The organism is Streptomyces sp. NPDC102402, from assembly GCF_044765765.1.
Lineage (GTDB): Bacteria > Actinomycetota > Actinomycetes > Streptomycetales > Streptomycetaceae > Streptomyces.
Map to the genome: position 1 here is coordinate 45,220 of NZ_JBIWKR010000011.1, position 23,882 is coordinate 69,101.

At 71.7% G+C, this 23,882-nt stretch carries 15 protein-coding genes; 7 read left to right on the top strand and 8 right to left on the bottom strand.

What is annotated here, in order from left to right; all coding sequences use genetic code 11:
* Nucleotides 1-18: 18 nt before the first annotated feature.
* On the bottom strand, nucleotides 19-795 hold the full coding sequence (locus ACIRJR_RS27205; RefSeq protein ID WP_403785263.1) for an ABC transporter permease: 777 nt from the start codon (nucleotides 793-795) through the stop codon (nucleotides 19-21).
* Entirely contained in the window at nucleotides 792-1,700 is a 909-nt protein-coding gene (locus tag ACIRJR_RS27210; protein ID WP_403785265.1) for an ABC transporter ATP-binding protein, read from the bottom strand. The genes ACIRJR_RS27205 and ACIRJR_RS27210 overlap by 4 nt, the downstream gene beginning before the upstream one ends.
* 153 nt (nucleotides 1,701-1,853) lie before the next feature.
* Here ACIRJR_RS27210 and ACIRJR_RS27215 point away from each other — a divergent pair, with 153 nt between their 5' ends.
* Nucleotides 1,854-3,656, top strand: a complete 1,803-nt coding sequence (locus ACIRJR_RS27215) for an ABC transporter ATP-binding protein (RefSeq protein WP_403785268.1) — start codon at nucleotides 1,854-1,856, stop codon at nucleotides 3,654-3,656.
* On the top strand, nucleotides 3,653-5,524 hold the full coding sequence (locus ACIRJR_RS27220; RefSeq protein ID WP_403785270.1) for an ABC transporter ATP-binding protein: 1,872 nt from the start codon (nucleotides 3,653-3,655) through the stop codon (nucleotides 5,522-5,524). Before ACIRJR_RS27215 ends, ACIRJR_RS27220 begins: the two co-directional genes overlap by 4 nt.
* A 45-nt stretch (nucleotides 5,525-5,569) precedes the next feature.
* On the opposite strand, the gene ACIRJR_RS27225 is transcribed toward ACIRJR_RS27220, so the two are convergent.
* Nucleotides 5,570-5,899 carry a DUF1330 domain-containing protein gene (locus tag ACIRJR_RS27225; protein WP_403785273.1) on the bottom strand — a complete coding sequence of 110 codons (330 nt, stop codon included), beginning with the start codon at nucleotides 5,897-5,899 and terminating at the stop codon, nucleotides 5,570-5,572.
* 319 nt (nucleotides 5,900-6,218) lie between these two features.
* Here ACIRJR_RS27225 and ACIRJR_RS27230 point away from each other — a divergent pair, with 319 nt between their 5' ends.
* Entirely contained in the window at nucleotides 6,219-8,264 is a 2,046-nt protein-coding gene (locus tag ACIRJR_RS27230; protein ID WP_403785276.1) for a M4 family metallopeptidase, read from the top strand.
* A gap of 95 nt (nucleotides 8,265-8,359) precedes the next feature.
* On the opposite strand, the gene ACIRJR_RS27235 is transcribed toward ACIRJR_RS27230, so the two are convergent.
* Together ACIRJR_RS27235 and glgP are read right to left on the bottom strand one after the other, a co-directional pair.
* The gene (locus ACIRJR_RS27235) at nucleotides 8,360-10,171 is read right to left on the bottom strand and encodes a SpoIIE family protein phosphatase (protein ID WP_403785279.1); all 1,812 of its coding nucleotides are present in this window, start codon (nucleotides 10,169-10,171) and stop codon (nucleotides 8,360-8,362) included.
* A 188-nt stretch (nucleotides 10,172-10,359) separates the two neighbouring features.
* Nucleotides 10,360-13,035, bottom strand: coding sequence for an alpha-glucan family phosphorylase (gene glgP, locus ACIRJR_RS27240; RefSeq protein WP_403785281.1), 2,676 nt, complete (start codon nucleotides 13,033-13,035; stop codon nucleotides 10,360-10,362).
* Nucleotides 13,036-13,739: 704 nt separating this feature from the next.
* Between glgP and ACIRJR_RS27245 the strand changes: the two genes are divergently transcribed.
* The 4 genes from ACIRJR_RS27245 (at nucleotide 13,740) to glgB (ending at nucleotide 21,686) form a co-directional block, all read left to right on the top strand.
* On the top strand, nucleotides 13,740-15,836 hold the full coding sequence (locus tag ACIRJR_RS27245; protein WP_403785284.1) for an alpha-1,4-glucan--maltose-1-phosphate maltosyltransferase: 2,097 nt from the start codon (nucleotides 13,740-13,742) through the stop codon (nucleotides 15,834-15,836).
* Complete coding sequence (gene treS, locus ACIRJR_RS27250) at nucleotides 15,833-17,539, top strand: maltose alpha-D-glucosyltransferase (protein WP_403785286.1); 1,707 nt, start codon at nucleotides 15,833-15,835, stop codon at nucleotides 17,537-17,539. Before ACIRJR_RS27245 ends, treS begins: the two co-directional genes overlap by 4 nt.
* 249 nt (nucleotides 17,540-17,788) lie before the next feature.
* Nucleotides 17,789-19,231 (top strand): maltokinase, encoded by a 1,443-nt coding sequence (locus ACIRJR_RS27255; protein WP_403785289.1) that lies wholly within the window; start codon nucleotides 17,789-17,791, stop codon nucleotides 19,229-19,231.
* Nucleotides 19,232-19,271: 40 nt separating this feature from the next.
* Nucleotides 19,272-21,686 carry a 1,4-alpha-glucan branching enzyme gene (gene glgB, locus ACIRJR_RS27260; RefSeq protein WP_403785292.1) on the top strand — a complete coding sequence of 805 codons (2,415 nt, stop codon included), beginning with the start codon at nucleotides 19,272-19,274 and terminating at the stop codon, nucleotides 21,684-21,686.
* A 52-nt stretch (nucleotides 21,687-21,738) separates the two neighbouring features.
* Here the strand turns inward: glgB and ACIRJR_RS27265 are convergent, their stop codons facing one another.
* The 3 genes from ACIRJR_RS27265 to ACIRJR_RS27275 all read right to left on the bottom strand — a co-directional run bounded on the left by ACIRJR_RS27265 (nucleotide 21,739) and on the right by ACIRJR_RS27275 (nucleotide 23,817).
* Nucleotides 21,739-22,803 carry an RICIN domain-containing protein gene (locus ACIRJR_RS27265; RefSeq protein ID WP_403785295.1) on the bottom strand — a complete coding sequence of 355 codons (1,065 nt, stop codon included), beginning with the start codon at nucleotides 22,801-22,803 and terminating at the stop codon, nucleotides 21,739-21,741.
* A 256-nt stretch (nucleotides 22,804-23,059) separates the two neighbouring features.
* Nucleotides 23,060-23,404, bottom strand: a complete 345-nt coding sequence (locus tag ACIRJR_RS27270; protein WP_403785297.1) for a thioredoxin family protein — start codon at nucleotides 23,402-23,404, stop codon at nucleotides 23,060-23,062.
* Complete coding sequence (locus tag ACIRJR_RS27275; protein ID WP_403785299.1) at nucleotides 23,401-23,817, bottom strand: MerR family transcriptional regulator; 417 nt, start codon at nucleotides 23,815-23,817, stop codon at nucleotides 23,401-23,403. The genes ACIRJR_RS27270 and ACIRJR_RS27275 overlap by 4 nt, the downstream gene beginning before the upstream one ends.
* Nucleotides 23,818-23,882 lie beyond the last annotated feature (65 nt).

Consider the following 23,882-nt stretch of genomic DNA (forward strand, 5'->3'; position numbering starts at 1 on the left):
CAGTCTCCCCCACGCCGGTCACTCCCACCGGAAGAGCCTGGTCGCCGCCCTGCCCAGCACCACGGTCCACACCACCATGACCGCGAGGTGCACCCAGCCCGGCCAGTCCCCGGATGCCGCCTGGTCCATCGCCTGGGAGGCGGCACCGAACGGGGTGAACTCGACGATCGTGCGCAGCAGGTCCGGCATGGTCTGGACCGGCACCCAGACGCCGGCGGTGAACATCATCAGGAGGTAGGCCACCGAACCGACGGCGGTCGCGACCTTGGACGTCCGGGACAGTGCGCAGATGGTCGCGCCCAGGGCGAGGACACAGGCGACGGCGAGGAGGAGGGCCAGCGCGTAGCCGGGCGCCTGCCCCGGCAGCCGCACGCCGAACGCGATCCGTCCGACCGCCATCACGAGGGCCGCCGAGCCCAGCGAGGCCGCGCCGTGCAGCACGATCTGGGCGGCGAGCAGCGCCGAGGGGCGCACGGGTGTGGCCGACATCCGGCGCAGGATGCCGCGCTCGCGGTAGGTGGTGAGGACCGGGGGCATGGCCTGGAGTCCGGCCATGATCATGGCCAGCAGGACGGCCACCGGTACGTACAGGTCGATGACGCTGCGTCCGCCGAGGGCCTCGTCGGCCTCCCTGAAGGACGGGATCAGGCCGAGGATCGTCATCAGGGCGGCCGGGAAGACGAGGATCCAGAACAGGCTGCCGGGTTCACGCAGGAAGAGCCGGGTCTCCGTCCTGAGGACGGCGGCGAGCGGGGCGGGGCGGGGCCCGGCCGTGGTCGTTGCGGTGATGGTCATGATGCCTGCTCCGTGAGGTCGAGGAAGACGTCGTCCAAGCCGGCCTCGGAGACGCGCAGCTGACGGGCGGTGATGCGGCGGCGGGCCAGGAGCGTGATCACGGCGTTGGCGGTCTCGTCCGTTCCGTGGATGACCACCCGGCCGCCGGGGCCGGTCACGTCGACGGAGACGGCGCCCGGCAGCGCTTCGAGTTCGGTGCAGGCGATCGGCTCCGAGGGGGTGAAGGAGATGGCGGTCGATCCCGCCGCTCCGCCGGTCAGTCCTCCGGGGGTGTCGAGCGCGACGACCCGGCCCTTGTCGATCACGGCGACCCGGTCGCAGAGCCGCTGGGCCTCCTCCATGAAGTGGGTGACCAGCAGGACGGTCACCCCGCTGTCCCTGATCTCCTCGATGAGGCGCCAGGTGTCCCGCCGGGCGCGGGGGTCGAGGCCGGTGGTGAGCTCGTCCAGTACGAGCACCCTCGGGTTGCCGATGAGCGCGAGCGCGATGAAGAGCCGCTGCTTCTGGCCGCCGGACAGTTTGGCGAAGCGGCGGTCGAGGTGCTCGTGGAGCCCGAGCCGTTCGGCGAGCGCGCTCCGGTCGGCGGGATGCGGGTAGAAGGCGCTGTAGAGCTCCAGGGCCTCGCCGACGGTCAGTTTGGGCTGGAGCTCGCTCTCCTGGAGCTGGGCGCCCAGCAGCTGGGTGACAGCCTCGCGCTCGGTGGCGGGGTCGAGCCCGGCGACCCGTACGCTGCCCGCATCGGGGACCCTCAGTCCTTCGACGCATTCGACGGTGGTGGTCTTGCCGGCTCCGTTGGGGCCGAGGATCCCGAAGATCTCCCCCTCCTCGACGGAGAAGCTGACCCCGTCGACCGCGGGGCGGCCGCCGTAGGCCTTGTGGACCCCGTTCACTTCGATGATTGCCATACCCCCGAGGATTCCGGCGGGCGGGCGGCGGCGGTATCCGCCGTCACGCTCGGAAGCGCATCAGCCGATCGGTTGACCGGCTGCTCCGACCAGCGGCCCGTGACCGGAAAACCACGTGAGCGATGTCAGTGGTGAACCATAGGCTCGGTCCTGATGCCCGAAAAACCTGCAGAGCCCACGGAACGGTCCGCCGTGCGCTCACTCCTGCGTCTGTGGCCCTACGTCAGACCGGTGCGTGCGCGCTGGATCGCCGCCGCCCTCGTGGCGATGCTCGCGTCCTGCCTCGCCCTGGTGATCCCGCTGATCCTGAAGTGGATGGTGGACGGTCCCGTCGCGGACCGTGATCCGGGCGGGGTGTGGCTGGGGGCGCTCTACCTGTTCCTGCTGGGGATCGTGGAGGCAGGGCTCTTCGGGCTGAGGCGGTGGCTCGTGGCCCGGCCGCTCGCGGGTGTCGAGGCGTCGATGCGCGCCGATCTCTACCGCCATCTCCAGCGCCTCCCGGTGGCGTTCCACGACCGCTGGCCCTCGGGCCAGCTGCTGTCGCGCGGGACCACGGACCTGATGCTGATGCGGATGTTCCTGGCCTTCCCGCTGACGTTCCTGCTGGTCAACGGGACGACGATCCTGGTCGGCTTCATCATCCTGTTCGTCCAGGAATGGTCGCTGGGGCTGGTGCTCCTCGCGCCCGCCGTCCCGCTGATGATCCTGTGCTCGCTCTTCGAGACGAAGTACGCGCTGGTGGCGCGCAGGGCCCAGGACCAGGTCGGCGATCTGACGACGGTCGTCGAGGAGAGCGTGCTGGGCATCCGCATCGTCAAGGGCTTCGGGCGCAACCGCAGCCAGGCACTGGCCTTCCGCGCGCTCGCCGGGCGACTGCGCACCACGGAGCTGGGGAAGGCCCGTCTGCTCGCCGGGATCTGGGCGCTCGTCACCGCCATCCCCGAACTGGCGATCGGTGCGGCGCTGGTCCTCGGGACGATCGAGGTCGCGGACGGCGGCCTGTCGGCGGGGACGCTCGTCGCGTTCCTCTCGACGGCCCTCGCGCTGCGCTGGCCCGTCGACTCGATCGGCTTCCTCCTCGCGATGAGCCAGGAGTCGGCGACCGCCGCCGACCGCTACTTCGAGGTCATGGACGTCGCGGAGGAGCCGGAACCCGAAGGACCCGGGTCCGGGAACAGGGACGCGGGGGCGGGCATCGTCTTCGACGGGGTGGAGTTCCGCTATCCCGACGCCGATCCCGGATCACCGCCCGTCCTGGCCCGGATCGATCTGCGGATCCGCCCTGGGGAGACGATGGCCCTGGTGGGGGCCACGGGCTCCGGGAAGACGACGCTGACCTCGCTCGTCCCCCGGCTGCACGAGGTCACCGGCGGCCGCATCCTGCTGGACGGCGAGGACGTCGCCGCCATGGAGCGGTCCCGGCTGCGCGAGCTGGTGTCGGTGGCCTTCGAGGAGCCGACCCTCTTCTCCGCGTCCGTCGGGGAGAACGTGCTCATGGGCGCGGAGGGCGCGAGCCCGCAGGAGCTGCACCGTGCGCTGTCGGTCGCCCAGGCCGGCTTCGTGCACGACCTCCCCGAAGGCGTCGACACCCAGGTCGGCGAGCAGGGTCTGAGCCTGTCCGGAGGCCAGCGGCAGCGGCTCGCCCTGGCCCGCGCCGTCGTCGGCGCGCCGCGCTTCCTGGTGCTCGACGACCCGCTCTCCGCACTGGACGTGCATACGGAGACGCTGGTGGAGGCCGCTCTGCGGCGCGTGCTGGAGGAGACCACGGCCGTGGTCGTCGCCCACCGGCCGTCCACGGTGATGCTCGCCGACCGGGTGGCGCTGCTCTCCGAGGGCCGGATCAGCGCCGTGGGAACCCATCAGGAACTCCTGCGCACCAACGCCGAGTACGCCTGGCTGATGTCCGGTGCCGAGGGCGCCGGCGTTCTCGTCCCCGAGGAGGGCGGCACCCGATGACCAGTACGACTGCCGACGGACCAGCCCTCACCGGCGAGGACCTGCCGGAGAAGGGGACCGGCCGGGAGGGGCCGGACGGCGACCTGTTCGACGCCGATGCCCTGCCCGCGCCTCCGGGGGCCACCCGCGCCCTGCTCGCCTCCCTCCTCGCACCGATGCGGGCCAGGGTGGTGGTGGCCTCGCTGCTGCTCCTCGTCCAGCAGGCCGCCGTCCAGGCGGGGCCACTGCTGGTGGCGTACGCCATCGACAGCGGGGTGCCCGCCTTCCGGGACCACGACTACGGCCCCCTGGCGGCCGTCGGCATCGGGTACGCGGTGTGCTCGGTCGGTGCGGGGCTGCTCCAGTACGCCTTCATCCGGGCGGCCGCGCGGATCAACCAGGACGTGCTGCTCGACCTGCGCGGGCGGATCTTCCGTCATGCGCAGGCGCTGAGCGTGGACTTCCACGAGCGCTACACCTCAGGGCGGCTGATCTCCCGCTCGACCACGGACGTGGAGTCCCTGAGGGAGCTGCTGAGCGAGGGGCTTCAGGAACTCGTCGGGGTGATCCTGTCGTTCGTCTCGATCTCCCTGATGCTGCTCTGGCTCGACCTCGGGATCGGCGCCATCGCGGTGGCCTCCTTCGTCCCGCTGTACCTGCTGGTGCGCACCTACCGCCGGCGGGCCACCGAGGCCTACTCGGCGCGCTCCTCCGCGATGGCCGAGGTGATCGTGAAGTTCGCCGAGACGATGAACGGGATCCGTCCCGTCCAGGCCTTCCGCAGGGAGCCGGCCAACGACAGGGACTTCGCGGTCTTCAACCGCCGCCACGAGCGGAGGAACGGAGACGCGCTCCTGGAGATGGCCCGTTACGTGGTCGGCTCACGGCTCGTCGCCAACACGGCCGTCGCCGCGATGGTCCTCTGGGGTGCCTCACGGGTGGCGTCGGGCACGCTGGCGCTCGGCGTGCTCGCCGCGGCGGTGCTCTATCTGCGCCGGCTGTACGACCCGATCGACCGGCTGGCGATGTTCCTCAACTCCTACCAGTCGGCGGCCGCCTCGCTGGAGAAGATCGCGGGCCTGCTGGCGCAGACACCCGCCGTGCCCGAGCCCTCCGAGCCGAAGGCCCTGCCGGCACCGGCCGGTGAGCATCCGGGCCGTGAGGTCGCCTTCGACGGGGTGCGGTTCGCCTACCGCACGGGGGGCGAGGTCCTGCCGCGCTTCGACCTGACGATCCCGGCGGGCCGGACCGTGGCGGTGGTCGGCTCGACGGGGGCGGGCAAGTCGACGCTGGCCAAGCTGCTGGCACGTTTCTACGACCCGACCGAGGGACGGGTCCTGCTGGACGGCACCGATCTCCGCGACCTGGCGACGGCGGAGCTGCGGCGGGGTGTGGTGATGGTGACCCAGGAGGCGTTCCTGTTCTCGGGGACGATCGCCGAGAACATCGCGATCGGCCGTCCGGAGGCGACGCCCGAGGAGATCGAGCACGCCGCCAAGGCCATCGGGGCGCACGACTTCATCAGCTCCCTGCCCGACGGGTACGACACCGACGTACGCAAGCGCGGCGGCCGCATCTCCGCCGGCCAGCGCCAACTGGTGGCTTTCGCACGCGCGTTGCTCGCCGACCCGGCGGTCCTGATCCTCGACGAGGCCACCAGCTCGCTCGACGTCCCCGGGGAGCGGGCGGTGCAGCGGGCGATGGACACCGTGCTGCACGGCCGCACCGCGGTGGTGATCGCGCACCGCCTGTCGACGGTGGAGATCGCGGACCGGGTGCTGGTGATGGAGGACGGCCGGATCGTGGAGGACGGCACCCCGGCCGAACTCATCGGCGGCACGGGCCGGTTCGCCGGGCTGCACAAGGCGTGGCGGGAGAGCCTGGCCTGACGGGGGCGGGCCGGAGCACCGGCCCGCCCCCCGCCCGGCCGGACCTCAGGCGGCGCCGCGGGCCCCCGCGGGGCCCCAGGGCCGTGTGGGCTGGAGGACGGCTTCGGTGAGGGCCGCGGTTCGCAGCGCTGTCACCTGCTGGTACTCGGGGTCGGCGACCATGCCGGCGAACGCCGTGCGGCTCGGGTAGCGGACGAGGAGCACGGCGTCCCACTCCTGCCCCGTCCCGGCCACCAGGGCGCTGCCCCCGTCGCCGGCGTACAGCACCTCGCCGCCGTGGCGGCGCAGGATGGCACCGGACAGCGCCTCGGCGTACGTCGCGTACGACTCCCGGCCCCCCCGGGCCGCCTCACCGGGACTCGCGGATCCAGCCATAGCGCAGGCCCGTCTCACCCCTCGGTCGCCGCCCCTCCGCCCCGCCGGCGCGGGATGCGGTCGAAACCCTTTGCCACCCTGCGGGGCAAGGGCTGTCACCCTCCGGGCGACCTTCCCGTGCCATCGGAACGACACAGGGCGAAACGTCCGCTTAACGAACACGGCACTTCCGGCAACGGACGACTTCCGGCCATTGTGTTGACGCGGTCCTGACACACACATGGTTCCGGTGGCACTCTTCCCCCGTTCCACGCACCGCCTGCTCTGCCCGGTCCGCTCACCCAGTGGGCCGTAAGCCCCCCTCGCAGAAGGAGTCCGCGTGAGACCCACGCCCAGCCGTCGTGCCACAGCGACCGGCGCTCTGATCGCCGCAGCCGCCCTCCTCGCCGTCGGAATGCAGGGCGGTGCCGCAACGGCCGCCTCCGAAGGCGCGACCGCGGCCCCCGCCGCCGCGGTGAAGGGCGCCGACCCCGGCGCCCTCCCCGCGAAGCTCTCCCCCGCCCAGCGCGCCGCACTGCTCCGGGAGGCGAACTCCACCAAGGCGGCCACCGCCGAGGAACTGGGGCTCGGCCCCACGGAGAAGCTCGTGGTGCGCGACGTCGTCAAGGACGTCGACGGCACCACCCACACCCGTTACGAGCGCACCCTCGGCGGCCTCCCCGTCCTCGGCGGCGACCTGGTCGTGGCCGAGTCGAAGGCCGGGGCGACCCAGGGCGTCACCAAGGCTTCCAAGGCGACCGGCGCGCAGCTGAAGGCGGTCGGCACGACGGCGGACGTCGCGCCGGCCAAGGCCGAGAAGCAGGCGCTCACCGCGGCCCGGGCCGACGGCTCGAAGAGCACCGAGGCGAGCAAGGCCCCGCGCAAGGTCGTCTGGGCGGCGAGCGGCACCCCGCAGCTCGCCTACGAGACCGTGGTCGGCGGCCTCCAGCACGACGGCACGCCGAACGAGCTGCACGTCATCACGGACGCCTCCTCCGGCGCCAAGCTCTTCGAGTGGCAGGCCATCGAGAACGGCACCGGCAACACCCAGTACAACGGCACGGTGACGCTGGGGACCTCCGGCTCCGGCAGCTCGTACAACCTCACCGACAGCGCGCGCGGCAACCACAAGACGTACAACCTCAACCGCGGTACGTCGGGCACCGGGACGCTGTTCTCCGGCGCCGACGACGTCTGGGGCAACGGCAGCGCGTCGAACCTGGAGACCGCCGCCGCCGACGCCCACTACGGCGCGGCGGAGACCTGGGACTTCTACAAGAACGTCATGGGCCGCAGCGGCATCCGGGGCGACGGCGTCGGCGCGTACTCCCGCGTCCACTACGGCAACAACTACGTCAACGCGTTCTGGTCCGACAGCTGCTTCTGCATGACCTACGGGGACGGCAGCGGCAACCTCAAGCCCCTGACCTCGCTGGACGTGGCGGCGCACGAGATGACGCACGGCGTCACCTCCAACACCGCGGGCCTCAACTACAGCGGCGAGTCGGGCGGGCTCAACGAGGCGACCTCGGACATCTTCGCCGCGGGCGTGGAGTTCTACTCCGACACCGCCTCGGACCCGGGTGACTACTTCGTCGGCGAGAAGATCGACATCAACGGCAACGGCACCCCGCTGCGCTACATGGACAAGCCGAGCAAGGACGGCGCGTCCAAGGACGCGTGGTACTCCGGCCTCGGCTCGATCGACGTCCACTACTCCTCGGGCCCGGCGAACCACTTCTTCTACCTGCTCTCCGAGGGCAGCGGCGCCAAGACCGTCAACGGGGTGGCGTACAACTCCCCGACGTCCGACGGCCTCCCGGTGACCGGCATCGGCCGGGACAAGGCGCTGCAGATCTGGTTCAAGGCGCTCACCACGAAGTTCACCTCCACCACGAACTACGCCGCGGCCCGCACCGGGACGCTGGCCGTGGCCGGTGAGCTGTACGGCGCCACGAGCGCCGAGTACACCGCGGTCGCCAACGCCTGGGCCGGCATCGCCGTGGGCTCCCGCCCCGGCGGCGGCGACCCCGACCCGGGTGGCAAGGTCTTCCAGAACACGACCGTGAAGGCCCTCGCCGACCGCAGCACCACCAGCTTCCCGGTCGTCGTCAGCGGCGTCACCGGCAACGCTCCGAGCACCCTGTCCGTGGCGGTCAACATCAGCCACACCTACCGCGGTGACCTCGTCCTCGACCTGGTCGCCCCGGACGGGACGGCGTACCGCCTGAAGAACTCCTCGTCGAGCGACTCCGCGGACAACGTGGTGGCGACCTACACGGTCAACGCCTCCTCCGAGGTGGCCAACGGCACGTGGAACCTGAGGGTCCAGGACGCCTACTCCGGCGACACCGGCACCTTCAACAGCGTCAAGCTCACCTTCTGATCCAGGTCCGGGGACGCTGAGCAGGCGTCGCACGGAAGGTGGACACACAGTGGTACGGCCCCGGGGAGCGTGCTCCCCGGGGCCGTACCACGTGTTCAGCGCGCGGAGTCCGGGCCCCGCCCGGGGATGACCTGCTCCGCCCAGACGATCTTCCCGGTCGCCGTTCGGCACGAACCCCACCTGCGGCACAGCAGGTTGATGAGCTGGAGACCCCGGCCGCCCTCGTCGCTGACGTCGGCGTGCTGGATCTGCGGCAGGTCCGGCCCGGTGTCCGCGAGCTCCACCTGGAGCCGCTCGTCGCACACCAGCCGGAGCCGGCCGGGGCCGCCGCCGTAGCGCAGGGCGTTGCCGACCAGTTCGCTGACCACCAGCTCCGTCACGTCGGCGAGTTCGGCCAGGCCCCACCGCGAGAGCTGCTCGGTGACCAGCTTGCGCGCGGTGGAGGCGGGATTGCCCTCCGTCGGCAGGTCCCACTCCCGCAGCCGCACGTCGGGCGACAGCTCGTGACCGCCGGCGACCAGCAGCACCGCCTCGTCGAACCGGCCGTCGTCCTGCCGCGGCGAGGTGAGCGGGCCTCCGGCGTCGATCCGCTCCGGCGCCATCGCGGCCACCGCCGCGCGCAGCCCCTCCAGCTGGACGTCCACGTCGTCGGTACGTGTCTTGATCAGCCCGTCGGTGTAGAACATCAGCCGCCCGCCCACCGGGCCGCGCACCCGGAGGGGGTCGTACGGGATGACCCCGGCGCCCAGCGGCGCGCCGACCGGCACGTCGAGATAGCGGGCGGTCCCGCCCGCGTCCACCAGGAGCGGTGGCGGATGGCCCGCGCTCGCGAGCGTGTAGCTGGAGTCCGCGGGGTCGTAGACGGCGCAGAGACACGTGGCGACCTGGTCGTCCTCCAGATCGCGGGTGGCCAGGTCGAGCCGGGCGAGAAGACGGTCGGGAGCGATGTCCAGCATCATGAGCGTGCGGGCGACCGTGCGCAGCCGGCCCATCGTGGCGGCGGCGGGCAGACCGTGGCCGGTGACGTCGCCGACGACCAGCGCCGTGCGTCCGCTGGGGAGCGCCACCACGTCGTACCAGTCGCCGCCCACCCCGTGCGCGTCGACGGCGGGCGCGTAGTGGGCGTGCACCCGCAGGCCCGGGGTGTGCGGCGTGGCGCGCGGGAGGAGGGAGCGCTGGAGCGAGACGACGTGCTCGCGCTCACGGCCGTAGAGCCGGGCGTTGTCTATGAAGACGGCTGCCATGGAAGCCAGTTGGCTCGCCAGTTCCAGGTCCGCGCGGTTGAAGGGCGGGCGGTCGCCGGCGCGTACGAAGTCCGCGGAGCCCAGGAGGACGCCGCGGGCGATCAGGGGCACGGCGAGATAGCTGTGGACGCCCTGCCGTCGCATCGCCGCCTCCGCGCTGGCCGTCGGCGCGACGCGCGTGTAGTCCTGCGGTGTCATCCGGCTGACCAGTACGGGCCGGCCGTTGCGCAGACACTCGGTCGTCAGCAGCGTCTCGCGGCGCTCGCGCCGGTCCACCACCTCGCCCACCGGGGACGGTTCGAGCTCCTGCAGCGCGTCGACGGCCCGGACCGCCATGGCGCGGGTGACGGGCACCGCGGTTCCGGTGACGCGCTCACCCTCCTCGCCGCGCAGCACGGACTCCAGCAGGTCGACGGCGGCGGCGTCGGCCAGCCTGGGCACGCTGAAGGCTGCCAGTTCCTCGGCGGTGCTCTCCAGATCGAGGGTCGTTCCGATCCGTGTGCTCGCCGCGTTGAGCCACCGCATTCGGGCGGCCGTGGTGAAGCGGTCGCTCCGCGGCGGCGCGGCGGGCTCCGGATGCCGGGCGCTCAGCTGCCGCGCCGTCCCGTTCTGCGAAGCCAGCCGACGGGTCAGGCGTCTCGCTCGGCCTCCGCCGCCGTTCACCGTGCTGACCTCCACTCGCGTCCGGTGGGACGCACCGCTGTGATGTCGGTGGCCCCGGGCCACACCGGCAGGGCTGTCATGTTAGCGAGGTCACGGCGAAAGCACCCGTGCCGGTTCGCGGTCCCCTGCGCGGTCGCACGGGTGGGCCCGGCGCGGAAGCACGCCGGGCCCACCGTGAGCGAGCGCCGTCAGCGCAGGAGCACCCCGCCGCCGTCGCCCGTGGACGCGTTCGGCACCGCCACCAGACCGAGTTCCGCACCCGAGGCGAGCAGCCGGTGGGAGGGCAGGACACGCACGGTGTAGCCGTAGGGGCCCGTACGGTCGAGGGCGAGGGGGCCCTCGTAGAGCCAGCGGCCCTCCAGGTCGTGACCGCCCGCCGGCTTCAGCGGGAACGTCCGGGCCTCCGCGATCGCGTCCCCGGAGTCGACCCGCCCGGCGACCGCCTGCACCTCCACGTCCTCCGGCTCGAGGCCGCCCAGGGCGATCCGGACCCGGAGCGCCAGGGTGGACCCCAGCTCCGCCGAGCCGCCGACGACCGTGTCGACGGAGGCCTCCACATGGTCGACCGCGACCTGCGGCCAGGCCGCGCGGATCCTGCTCTTCCAGGAGGCGAGCTCACGGGCAGCGGCCGGCTCCAGCGCCCGGCGGGACAACGCGGCGGGGGCGTAGAGCCTTTCGACGTACTCACGCACCATGCGTCCCGCGAGGACCTTGGGCCCCAGGGTGACCAGGGTGCGGCGGACCATCTCGATCCACCGCTCGGGCAGGCCCTCGGCGTTGCGGTCGTAGAAGCGGGGGGCGACCCGGTCCTCGAGCAGCGCGTAGAGGGCGTTCGCCTCCAGCTGGTCGCGCCGCTCCTCGTCGATGGCGGAGCCGTCCGCGGTGGGGATCGCCCACCCGAAGTCCGGCTCGAACCACTCGTCCCACCAGCCGTCGCGCACGGAGAGGTTGAGGCAGCCGTTGAGCGCCGCCTTCATCCCGCTGGTGCCGCACGCCTCCAGCGGGCGCAGCGGGTTGTTGAGCCAGACGTCGCAGCCCGGATAGAGCTTCTGGGCCATCCCCATGCCGTAGTCCGGGAGGAAGACGATGCGGTGGCGGACCCTGGGGTCGTCCGCGAACCTCACCAGCTCCTGGACCAGCCGCTTGCCGCCGTCGTCGGCGGGGTGGGCCTTGCCGGCGACGACGATCTGGATCGGGTGCGTCGGATGGAGCAGCAGCTCCCGCAGCCGCTCCCGGTCGTGGAGCATGAGCGTCAGCCGCTTGTACGAGGGCACCCGGCGGGCGAAGCCGATGGTCAGTACGTCCGGGTCGAGGACGTCGTCGATCCAGCCCAGCTCGGCCGTGCCCGCGCCGCGCCCGCGCCAGGAGGCGTGGAGCCGCTTGCGCACCTCGGTGACGAGCTGCTCTCGCAGCCCCCGGCGCAGCTCCCAGACCTGCCGGTCGGGGACGGCCGTCACGGCGTCCCAGCGCCCGGGGGTGCCGGCCGCGCCGCCGGCCTCACGGCCGGCTCCGGCTCCGGCTCCGGCGAGTGCGCTCTCCGCGCGTTCGGAGCCGAAGGTGCCGGCACCGAGCCGGAGAACCTCGGGCGCGACCCAGGTCGGGGCGTGCACTCCGTTGGTCACCGAGGTGATCGGCACCTCGGAGGGGTCGAATCCCGGCCACAGCCCGGAGAACATCTCCCGGCTGACGGCTCCGTGCAGGGTGGAGACCCCGTTGGCCCGCTGGGCGAGCCGCAGTCCCATGACCGCCATGTTGAACAGGTCGGGCTCACCGCCGGGGTAGGTCTCCATGCCCAGGCGCAGGATCCGCTCCACACCGACCCCGGGCAGCTCGCCGTCGTCGCCGAAGTGGCGGGCCACGAGCTGGCGTTCGAAGCGGTCTATCCCGGCGGGCACCGGGGTGTGGGTGGTGAAGACCGTGCCGGCCCGCACGACCTCCAGGGCTGCGTCGAAGTCGAGGCCGTTCTCGGAGAGTTCCCGGATGCGTTCCAGGCCGAGGAAGCCGGCGTGCCCCTCGTTGGTGTGGAACACCTCGGGGGCGGCGTGCCCGGTCAGACGGCAGTAGGTGCGCACGGCGCGCACCCCGCCGATGCCGAGCAGCATCTCCTGGAGCAGCCGGTGGTCGCTGCCGCCGCCGTAGAGCCGGTCGGTGACGTCGCGCTCGCCCGGCGCGTTCTCCTCGACGTCGGAGTCGAGGAGCAGCAGCGGGACACGCCCGACCTGGGCCTGCCAGACCGAGGCGTACAGCGAGCGGCCGCCGGGCAGTGCGAGCATCACCCTGCTGGGGGTGCCGTCGGCCTCCCGCAGGAGGGTGAGCGGCAGCTCGTTGGGGTCGAGGACGGGGTAGTGCTCCTGCTGCCAGCCGTCCCGGGAGAGGCTCTGGCGGAAGTAGCCGTGCCGGTAGAGCAGGCCGACCCCGATGAGGGGCACGCCCAGGTCACTGGCGGCCTTCAGGTGGTCGCCTGCCAGGATGCCGAGTCCGCCCGAGTACTGGGGCAGGGCGGCGGTGACCCCGAATTCGGGGGAGAAGTAGGCGATGGCCGCGGGGAGCTCCGCGCCCTGGGCGAGCTGGTCCTGATACCACCTCGGGCCGTCGAGGTACTCCCGGAGGTCCTGGGAGACCTCGGTGAGCCGGCCCAGGAAGTGCTGGTCCCCGGCCAGCTCGCCCAGGCGCGCGGCGGAGACGGCGCCGAGCAGACGCACGGGATCGGCGTCCGCGGGCCGCCAGCCCTCCGGGTCGGCCGCCTGGAAGAGCTGTTGGGTCTCGTTGTGCCAGGACCAGCGCAGGTTGCGGGCGAGGTCGCTGAGCGGTCGCAGGGGTTCGGGGAGGACGGGACGCACGGTGAATCGACGAATGGCCTTCACGTATCCCACCTTTACAGGGGACCTACGGATCCGAGGGGACGCACGACGGTGGGCGCCCTCTCCGTCACCCTCGAAGGTAGCGGTGTACCGCCGTACGCAGACACGGCGCGCGCCCGGCTCAGTGGTTCCCCCGCCGCGCGGTACGGCCGCCCCCGTCCCTGGCGCGGCACCGTGCGCGCCCTCTCTCCGCAGGCTCCTGCGCCACCCCTGCCACTGGCTTCCCGCAGACACCTGTGACCCCTCTCGCCCCATGGGCCAGATGCGCCAGTTACGTACACCTCTGTCACGGGCGATATGGCTGATTTCCCCTCCTCACGCGGACTTGTGGCACCCCGCACCACAGGGAAGGCTTCGGAGGTGCCCGCGTGACGGCCGGGGGACCGGCGCGCGGCCCACAGCGCGTGCATCCGTTGCACCAAGGAGTTAACACGCCGCCGGGTTGCCCGCCGGAAAGCGGTGGGAAGGCTCCCCCGGTAACACCCCCGCGCTGCACATCCCAGGTGCCCCGGTCCGAGGTCGAACCCCCGTGCACCTGCCATTCGAGGCCATTCGAGTGAACGCGGACAGGAGCGGCCATGCCCACAGCCCGCCAGCCGACGACCGAGCAGCTACAAAGGACGCAACCCCACCATCGCGGCGCGCGCGGTCAGCCCCTCACGCCGTCGCACGCCGTGCATGCCGAGCTCCGACCCCCAGGTGATTCCATGATCGGTCGCATTCCCGTCCTGGACGTCCGTCCGCTCGTCGACTGCGGCAGACGGCCCGCCAAAGCCGTCGCGGGCGAGACCTTCGAGGTCAGCGCCACGGTGTTCCGCGAGGGACACGACGCCGTCGCCGCCAACGTGGTGCTGTGCGACGCCGGCGGGCGGCCCGGCCCCTGGACGCCGATGCGCGAGCTCGCTCCCGGCACGGACCGGTGGGGCGCCGACGTCACCCCGGAGTCGGAGGGCCGCTGGACGTACACGGTCGAGGCGTGGAGCGATCCGGTCACCACCTGGCGCGCCCACGCGCGGATCAAGATCCCGGCGGGAATCGACACGGAGCTGGTCCTCCAGGAGGGCGCCGAGCTCTACGCCCGCGCCGCCGAGGGCGTACCGAAGCAGGACGGGCGCGAGGCCGTACTGGCCGCCGTCGACGCGCTGCGTGACACGGACCGTCCGGCGGCCTCCCGCCTCGCCGCGGCGCTGGCGGCCGAGGTGGACGAGGCGCTCGGCCGCCACCCCCTGCGCGAACTGGTCACCGCGTCACGGGCGATGCCGCTCACCGTCGAGCGCCGGCGCGCCCTGTACGGCTCCTGGTACGAGCTCTTCCCGCGCTCCGAGGGCGCGCGCATGGAGGAGCCGGCCCCCGCGAAGCCCGCCCGGAAGCCGCGTGCCACGAAGACCGCGAAGACCGCGGCCGCCGCGCGCAGGAAGGGCCCCGCGGTCTCCGCGGAGGTCTCCGCGCCCGCTCCCCGGCTGGTCAGCGGCACCTTCCGCACCGCGGCCGAGCGGCTTCCCGCCGTGGCCGCGATGGGGTTCGACGTCGTCTACCTCCCGCCGGTCCACCCGATCGGGACGACCCATCGCAAGGGCCCGAACAACAGCCTCTCCCCCGGCGCCGACGACCCCGGCGTGCCCTGGGCGATCGGCTCGGCCGAGGGCGGGCACGACGCCGTCCACCCGGACCTGGGCACGATCGAGGACTTCGACCACTTCGTCGCGACGGCCCGCACCCTGCGGATGGAGATCGCGCTCGACTTCGCCCTCCAGTGCTCCCCGGACCACCCCTGGGTGAAGGAGCACCCGGAGTGGTTCCACCACCGCTCCGACGGCTCCATCGCCTACGCCGAGAACCCGCCCAAGAAGTACCAGGACATCTATCCGATCGCGTTCGACACGGACCTGCGCGGGATCGTCACGGAGACCGTCCGCATCCTGCGGTTCTGGATGGAGCACGGCGTACGGATCTTCCGCGTCGACAACCCGCACACCAAGCCGGTGGTCTTCTGGGAGAAGGTGATCGCCGACATCAACGGCACCGACCCGGACGTGATCTTCCTGGCGGAGGCCTTCACCCGCCCGGCGATGATGCGCACGCTGGCCGCGGTCGGCTTCCAGCAGTCCTACACGTACTTCACCTGGCGTAACACGAAGCAGGAACTGACCGAGTACGCGACCGGGCTCTCGGGCGAGAGTTCCTCGTACATGCGGCCCAACTTCTTCGTGAACACGCCCGACATTCTCCCCGGTTACCTCCAGGAAGGCGGGCCGGCCGCCTTCGCGGCCCGGGCCGTCCTGGCAGCGACGCTGTCCCCCTCCTGGGGCGTGTACGCGGGCTTCGAGCTGTACGAGAACACCCCGGTGCGTCCCGGGAGCGAGGAGTACCAGGACTCCGAGAAGTACCAACTCAGGCCCAGGGACTGGGAGTCCGCGGAACGTGAGGGCCGCACGCTCGCCCCCCTGATCACCTCTCTCAACCGGATCCGCCGTCGCCATCCGGCACTCCAGCAACTGCGCGACATCCACTTCCACCACGTCGACAACGAGGCGCTGCTCGTCTACAGCAAGCGCTCCGGTTCGGACATCGTCCTGGTGGTCGTCAACCTCGACCCTCACCACACCCAGGAGGCCACGGTCTCGTTGGACATGCCGCGGCTCGGCCTCGACCGGCACGAGCGCGTGCCGGTGCGCGACGAGCTCACCGGCGACACCTATCACTGGGGCAGGACCTTCTATGTGCGCCTAGAGCCGGGCGTCACGCCCGCGCACATCGCGGTCCTGCGACCGTCCCCGCCGACCGGAGGGTCACCCACACCATGATCGTCAATGAGCCTGTCCACGACCTGTTCGAGGACACTCCCGCCAAGGACCGCGATCCCGACTGGTTCAAGCGCGCCGTCTTCTACGAGGTACTCGTCCGGTCCTTCCAGGACTCCAACGGGGACGGCGTCGGTGACCTCAAGGGCCTCACCGCCAAGCTCGACTACCTGCAGTGGCTGGGCGTCGACTGCCTCTGGCTGCCGCCGTTCTTCAAGTCGCCCCTGCGCGACGGCGGTTACGACGTCTCCGACTACACCGCCGTGCTTCCCGAGTTCGGCGACCTCGCCGACTTCGTGGAGTTCGTCGACGCCTCGCACCAGCGCGGCATGCGCGTGATCATCGACTTCGTCATGAACCACACGAGCGACCAGCACGACTGGTTCCAGCAGTCCCGCACCGACCCGGACGGGCCGTACGGCGACTACTACGTCTGGGCCGACGACGACAAGCAGTTCCCGGACGCGCGGATCATCTTCGTCGACACGGAGACGTCCAACTGGACCTTCGACCCGGTCCGCAAGCAGTACTACTGGCACCGGTTCTTCTCGCACCAGCCCGATCTCAACTACGAGAACCCGGCGGTGCAGGAGGAGATCATCTCGGCCCTGCGCTTCTGGCTGGACCTGGGCATCGACGGCTTCCGGGTCGACGCCGTGCCCTACCTCTACCAGCGCGAGGGCACCAACTGCGAGAACCTCCCCGAGACCCACGGCTTCCTCAAGCGGGTCCGCAAGGAGATCGACGCCAACTACCCGGACACGGTCCTGCTGGCCGAGGCCAACCAGTGGCCGGAGGACGTCGTCGACTACTTCGGCGACTACACCGCCGGCGGCGACGAGTGCCACATGGCGTTCCACTTCCCGGTGATGCCCCGCATCTTCATGGCCGTACGGCGCGAGAGCCGCTACCCGGTCTCCGAGATCCTGGCGAAGACCCCGGAGATCCCGTCGGGCTGCCAGTGGGGCATCTTCCTGCGCAACCACGACGAGCTCACGCTCGAGATGGTCACGGACGAAGAGCGCGACTACATGTACGCGGAGTACGCCAAGGATCCGCGGATGCGGGCCAACATCGGCATCCGCCGGCGTCTGGCACCTCTCCTGGACAACGACCGCAACCAGATCGAGCTGTTCACGGCCCTGCTGCTCTCCCTGCCCGGCTCACCGATCCTCTACTACGGGGACGAGATCGGGATGGGCGACAACATCTGGCTGGGTGACCGCGACGCCGTGCGCACCCCGATGCAGTGGACGCCCGACCGCAACGCCGGCTTCTCCTCCAGCGATCCGGGGCGGCTCTACCTCCCCACGATCATGGACCCGGTCTACGGCTACCAGGTCACCAACGTGGAGGCGTCGATGGCGTCGCCGTCCTCACTGCTGCACTGGACGCGCCGCATGATCGAGATCCGGAAGCAGAACCCGGCGTTCGGCCTCGGCTCGTACAGCGAACTGCCGTCGTCCAACCCCGCCGTCCTCGCGTTCACCCGCGAGTACAAGGACGATCTCGTGATGTGCGTCCACAACTTCTCGCGGTTCGCACAGCCCACGGAGCTCGATCTGCGGGACTTCGACGGGCGCCATCCGGTGGAGCTGATCGGCGGGGTGCGCTTCCCGGCCGTCGGTCAGTGGCCCTACCTGCTGACGCTGGCGGGGCACGGCTTCTACTGGTTCCGGATGCGGAAGGACGCCCCGGTCGGCTGACCGCCGTGACGGCCGGCTGACGGCGCCTCACCGTCGAGGCGCCGCCCGCGGGGCGGTTTCCGCCGCCCCGCTCGGGGCACTCTCCCCCGTATCGAGCACTTCCGGGCTCCATCGGGGTCTTTGTGGCCCCTTGATCGAGTCCGTACGGACTTTCCTCACCCGACACGTCCCGCACAGCCGGACAGCCATTGCCGCAATCCGGGACACTCTTCGCATCCTGTGGTGTGCCCGGGGAAAGGACGCGATGCCATGTCGGAGGCTGCATCCACTCGAGTCGCCCTGGCGAAGAGCACAACATCGAGAAAGACGACAAGAAGACACTCGACGAGCGCCACGGGCACGACGGCCCTGCTGCCGTCGCTCGCCCCGCTGCTCCACGAGTGGGTGCCCCGGCAGCGGTGGTTCGCGGGCAAGGGAAAGCCCGTCACCGGGTTCTCCCTCGTCGCCGCCACCGAGATACTGCCCCTGGACACCGCGGGCACCGGCCCCGGACTGCTGCACCTGCTCGTCCGGGTCCACCAGCCGGGCGGACGTCCCGCTCCGGACCGGGGTGACTGCTACCAGCTCCTGCTGGGGGTGCGCACCACGCTGCCCCCACGGCTGGCCGACGCGCGCATCGGCCACGTCGCGGAAGGCCCGCTGGCCGGCCGCACCCTGTACGAGGGACTGCACGACCCGCGGGTCGCCGACCTCCTGCTGGAACGATTCCGTAATCCCGGATCCCTCGGCCCGCTCCGCTTCGACAGGGCGGAACCGATCCCCCCGGGACTCACCCCGCGCGTCCTGGACACGGAGCAGTCCAACTCCTCGCTGGTCTTCGGCGACGCCTTCATCCTGAAGATCTTCCGCCGGGTCTTCCCCGGCACCAACCCCGATCTCGAACTGCCGCTCGCGCTCGGCCGCGAGGGCTGCGGCCGGGTACCCGCGCCGGTGGCCTGGTTCGAGGCGACGACGGGTCCGGAGCCCCTCACGCTCGGCGTGCTGCAGCCCTTCCTGCGCGGTGCGCAGGACGGATGGCAGCTCGCGCTCGCCGCCCTGGCCGCCGGACGGGACTTCCTCCCCGAGGCGCACGCGCTCGGCCGGGCGACCGCGGAGGTGCACACGGCCCTCGCCGCCGCGCTGCCCACTCCCCCACTGGCCCACGACCGCACCAGGAACCTGGTGGCCGGGATGGTGGAGCGCCTGGAGGCAGCCGCCCAGGCGGTCCCGGCACTCGTCCCGTACGTACCGGGCCTGCGCACCGCCTTCGACGCCGTCGGGGCACTGGGGGACACGGGGCGCGGCTGGCCGGTCCAGCGGGTCCACGGTGACCTCCACCTGGGGCAGACCCTGCGGGACGACGACGGCTTCTGGTCGCTGATCGACTTCGAGGGCGAGCCTGCCAGGCCGCTGCCCGAGCGGCGCAGCCCCCAGCCGACGGTCCGTGACGTCGCGGGGATGCTCCGGTCCTTCGACTACGCGGCCCGCTCGCACCACCCGTGGAACCCCGAGTGGGCCGCCCGCTGCCGTGCCGCGTACTGCGAGGGCTACGCGAGCGCGGCGGGTTCCGATCCTCGCGGCGAACCGGAGCTGCTGCGCGCCCATGAGACCGACAAGGCGGTGTACGAGGTGCTGTACGAGGCCCGCCACCGCCCCGACTGGCTGCCGGTGCCGATGGCCGCGATCCAGCGCCTGGCCGCCACACCCGTGTGACGTCCGCTCCCCACCACTCACTTCCGAGGAGGCAGTCTCCGTGACCGCCCGCAAGCCGTCCCGCAAGTCGTCCGAGCCCATCGAGGTCCCGCCCACGGCCAAGCCGGTGACCGCCGAGGTCACGGCTGCCGCCACGACCGAGCCCGCCGCTGCCGCCCCGGCGGCCGAACCCGCCGCAGCGCCCCCGGCCAAGCGCCCCCGGGCCCGGAAGACGACCGCGGCGGCGACCGGTGCCCCTCCCCGCCCCCGGCGCGGGGGAGGCAGCAAGAACGTCCTGCCCGCGACCGCCCTGGACGACGCGGACCGGGGCCGGCTGCTGGCCGGTGAGCACCACGACCCGCACGGTGTCCTCGGCGCGCACCCGGTCCCGGCCGGAGTGCTCTTCCGGGTCCTGCGCCCCTACGCGCGCTCGGTGGCCGTGCTGATCCCCGGCAAGCGGACCGGGGCCGAGCTGCAGAGCGACGGCGACGGCCTCTTCTCCGGGGTGCTGTCCCTGCCGGCGGTGCCCGAGGGCTACCGCCTGCGGGTCGCCTACGAGGACAACACCATCGAGGTGGACGACCCGTACCGCTTCCTGCCGGCCATCGGCGAGCTGGACCTCCATCTGATCGGCGAGGGCCGGCACGAGGAGCTCTGGAAGGCGCTCGGCTCCCAGCCGGTGGAACACCAGGGCGTGACCGGCACCCGCTTCACCGTGTGGGCACCGGACGCACGCGGGGTCCGGGTCACGGGCGACTTCAACTACTGGGACGGCACGGCCTTCCCGATGCGCTCGCTCGGCTCCACCGGCATCTGGGAGGTGTTCCTCCCCGGCGTCGGCGAGGGCGCCGTCTACAAGTACGACATCTGCCGGCCCGACGGGTCGCACACCCAGCGGGCCGACCCGATGGCCCGGTACACGGAGGTCCCGCCGGCCACCGCCTCGGTGGTCACCGCCTCGCACCACGCGTGGCAGGACGCGGACTGGATGGCGCACCGGGGCGACCGCCCGGTGCACGAGGCTCCCTTCTCCGTCTACGAGATCCACCTCCCCTCCTGGCGGCCGGGCCTGTCCTACCGCCAGCTCGCCTCACAGCTCCCCTCGTACGTGAAGGAGCTGGGCTTCACCCACGTCGAGCTGATGCCCGTCGCCGAGCACCCCTTCGGGGGGTCCTGGGGCTACCAGGTCACCGGCTTCTACGCGCCGACGTCCCGCATGGGGACCCCGGACGACTTCCGCTTCCTGGTCGACGCGCTGCACGCGGCGGGCATCGGCGTCCTCATGGACTGGGTGCCGGCCCACTTCCCGCGCGACGACTGGGCGCTCGCGGAGTTCGACGGCCGCCCGCTGTACGAGCACTCCGACCCGAACCGGGCCGCGCACCCGGACTGGGGGACCCTGGAGTTCGACTACGGCCGCAAGGAGGTCCGCAACTTCCTGGTCTCCAACGCCACTTACTGGTGCGAGGAGTTCCACATCGACGGACTGAGGGTCGACGCGGTCGCCTCCATGCTCTACCTCGACTACTCCCGCGAGGACGGCCAGTGGTCGCCGAACGAGTTCGGGGGCCGGGAGAACCTGGACGCGGTCGCCTTCCTCCAGGAGATGAACGCGACGGTCTACCGGCGCAACCCGGGTGTCGTCACGATGGCGGAGGAGTCGACCGCCTGGGACGGTGTCACCCGCGCCACGGACTCCGGGGGGCTGGGCTTCGGCCTGAAGTGGAACATGGGCTGGATGCACGACTCCCTGGTGTACATGTCCAAGGAGCCCGTCCACCGCAAGTACCACCACAACGAGATGACCTTCTCGATGGTGTACGCGTACAGCGAGAACTACGTGCTGCCGATCTCGCACGACGAGGTGGTGCACGGCAAGCAGGCACTGGTCAGCAAGATGCCCGGCGACTGGTGGCAGCAGCGGGCCAACCACCGCGCCTATCTCGGCTTCATGTGGGCGCACCCGGGTAAGCAGCTCCTCTTCATGGGGCAGGAGTTCGCCCAGGGAGCCGAGTGGTCGGAGGGCCACGGCCCGGACTGGTGGCTGCTCGACGAGACGTACGAGGCATCAGGCGACCACCGGGGCGTACGCACCCTGGTGACGGACCTCAACGCGGTCTACAACGCCCTGCCCGCGCTGTGGCAGCGGGACACCTCCCCGGAGGGCTTCAGCTGGATCGACGGCGGCGCGGCGGAGGACAACGCCTTCTCGTTCGTCCGCTACGACGCGGACGGCTCCCCACTGATCGCGGTCTCGCACTTCTCGCCGGTGGTGCGGCAGGACTACCGCATCGGCGTGCCGGACGGCCCGGAGTCCTGGGTCGAGGTCCTGAACACGGACGCGGCCCGCTACGGGGGCAGCGACGTACGCAACGAGGAGCCGCTGAAGCCGGAGGCGGTGCCGGCGCACGGCAGGGACACCAGCATCACGCTGACGCTCCCGCCACTGGCGACGGTCTGGCTGCGGCCGGCCTGACCCCTCCTCCCGGGGCCCGCACCGCTCGCGCGCGGCGCGGGCCCGGGGCGGTTCAGCTGCCGCAGGTCGTGAACTCCGGGCCGGTCTTGGCCAGGTAGACGCTGGCGTGCCCTTGGTCGTCACTGGTCAGGGGCACGGTGACGGTGTCGTGCGCCTTCCAGGGGTAGCCGTTCGCGTCGAAGGTCCAGTCGCCGGTCACCTTCGTCGCCAGCTCCGACAGCGCCACCCAGCCGTAGTGGCCCGACGGCACGGCGATCTCCAGGCTGTTTCCGAGCGTCTCGCCGAGGCTGTAGGTGACCTTGCCCGTGGTGGTGAGGGCGATCTTCGTCTGGACGGGGCTCGGATCGCCCACGGTGAGGCTCGACTCGAAGGAGACGCTGATCTCGCTGGACCAGCCGTGCTCGGTGGTCAGCGAGAACGTCCACGGCACCGAGGCGGCGGTGCCGTTGTACCAGACGGGCGAGACGCACTGCACGGGCAGCGGCTCGGCCGGGGCCTGGGAGCCCTTCGTCCAGGAGCAGGTCGCCGCGTCCTTCTGGCACCGCTTGGAGGCGTAGTCCACTGCGGCCTTGAACGCGTCGCCGGTGGCGGAGGCGGGGATGGTCCACTGCTGCGCCTTGCTGCCGTTGCAGGAGTAGGTCTGGGTCCACGCGTCGTTGTTCTGGGCCGCCAGGACGACGTCGACACACTTGTTGTCACCGGCGTTGCGGATCATGAAGGTGTTCTCGGCGCCGGTTACGGGCTGGAAGTACCAGCGCTGGGCGGCCGTTCCGGCGCAGGTCTGCTGCGCGAGCGGGAAGCCGGTCGCCAGGCACTTGCCCGAGGCGTCGTTGACGAGCCGGACCGCACCGTCGGCCTGCTGCTCGGCCGTCCACTGCTGGTGGTAGCCAGGGGCCGCGTTGGTGACGACGAAGACCCCGCCCCCGGTGTTGCCGTTCTGCAGGTCCAGGTTACGGCCGCTGTTGACCGAGGTGAACGTCAGACCGGCCAGCCCGGACGCGGACGCTTCGCCGGCCCTCGCCGTGCCGGCCTGGGCGGTCAGCCCGAGGACGACGGCCAGCGCGGCCAGGAGGACGGTGACCGCCCTGGGTAAGACCCCGTGTACACGTGTTGTCATGCCTGTTCCCCCTACGTGATCGGTCGCCTCGCGGGTGCGAGGGCCGCTGTCACGCTAGCGGCGGCCGACCTCCGGCAAAGGGGGCCGCGGGGACGATGGCCGACATACGAGATGCCCGGCGGGGCCGGGCCGCTCCCGGGCTTCCCCCGCTGTCCAGCGAATATGCACGGGAGAGCGCGCTCCCGCCGGCGCGCACACGCGCACCGCCGGGACCGGCGGGACGGCCGTATCCGGCGCCTCGTGACGGTCGACCGCCTCAGGCCGCCGCCGGGAGCACGTCCTCCAGATCCTGGAGGAGCCGGCGCTTCGGGCGGGCGCCCACCATCGACCTCACCGGTTCGCCGTCCTGGAAGACCATCAGCGTCGGCGTCGACAGCACCGCGTACCGGCTCGTGATCCCGGGGTTGTGGTCCACGTCGATCTGCACGACCTTCAGGCGGCCCGCCTCCTCCCTGGCGATCGAGCCGAGCACCGGGGCCAGTTGACGGCAGGGCCCGCACCAGTCCGCGGTGAATTCGACCAGGACCGGCAGGCCGGCTCCCAGGACCTCGGCGTCGAACGTCGTGTCGGTGACCTCGGCGACACCTTCTGCGTGGATCATCCCTCGTCCTCCCAGTTCAGTTCACATCGTGGTTCGGGGCCGCCCGGCAGTCCGGCGGACGCCTCCGTCTCGGCACGGGCCAGCTGGGCACCCACCTCGGCCCGGATGCCCTGGAGCCGGCCGATGAGCGCGTCCAGCTCACCGAGCTTGCGGCGGTAGACGGCCAGCGACGCGGGGCAGGCGTCACCCGCCGGATGGCCGGCGCGCAGACAGTCGACGAAGGGGCGGGTCTCCTCCAGGTCGAACCCGAAGTCCTGGAGGGTCCGGATCTGCTGGATCAGCCGCAGATCGCTCTCGTCGTACGCGCGGTAGCCGTTGTCCGCACGGCGCGCGTGCAGCAGTCCGCGGGATTCGTAGTACCGCAGCGTCCGTGTCGTCGTTCCGGCCCGTCCGGCCAGCTCCCCGATTCGCATACCGCGACGGTAGTCCTTGACGTCGGCGTCAAGGCAAGGGACGGGCTTCGGAGGGGGTTCCGGAC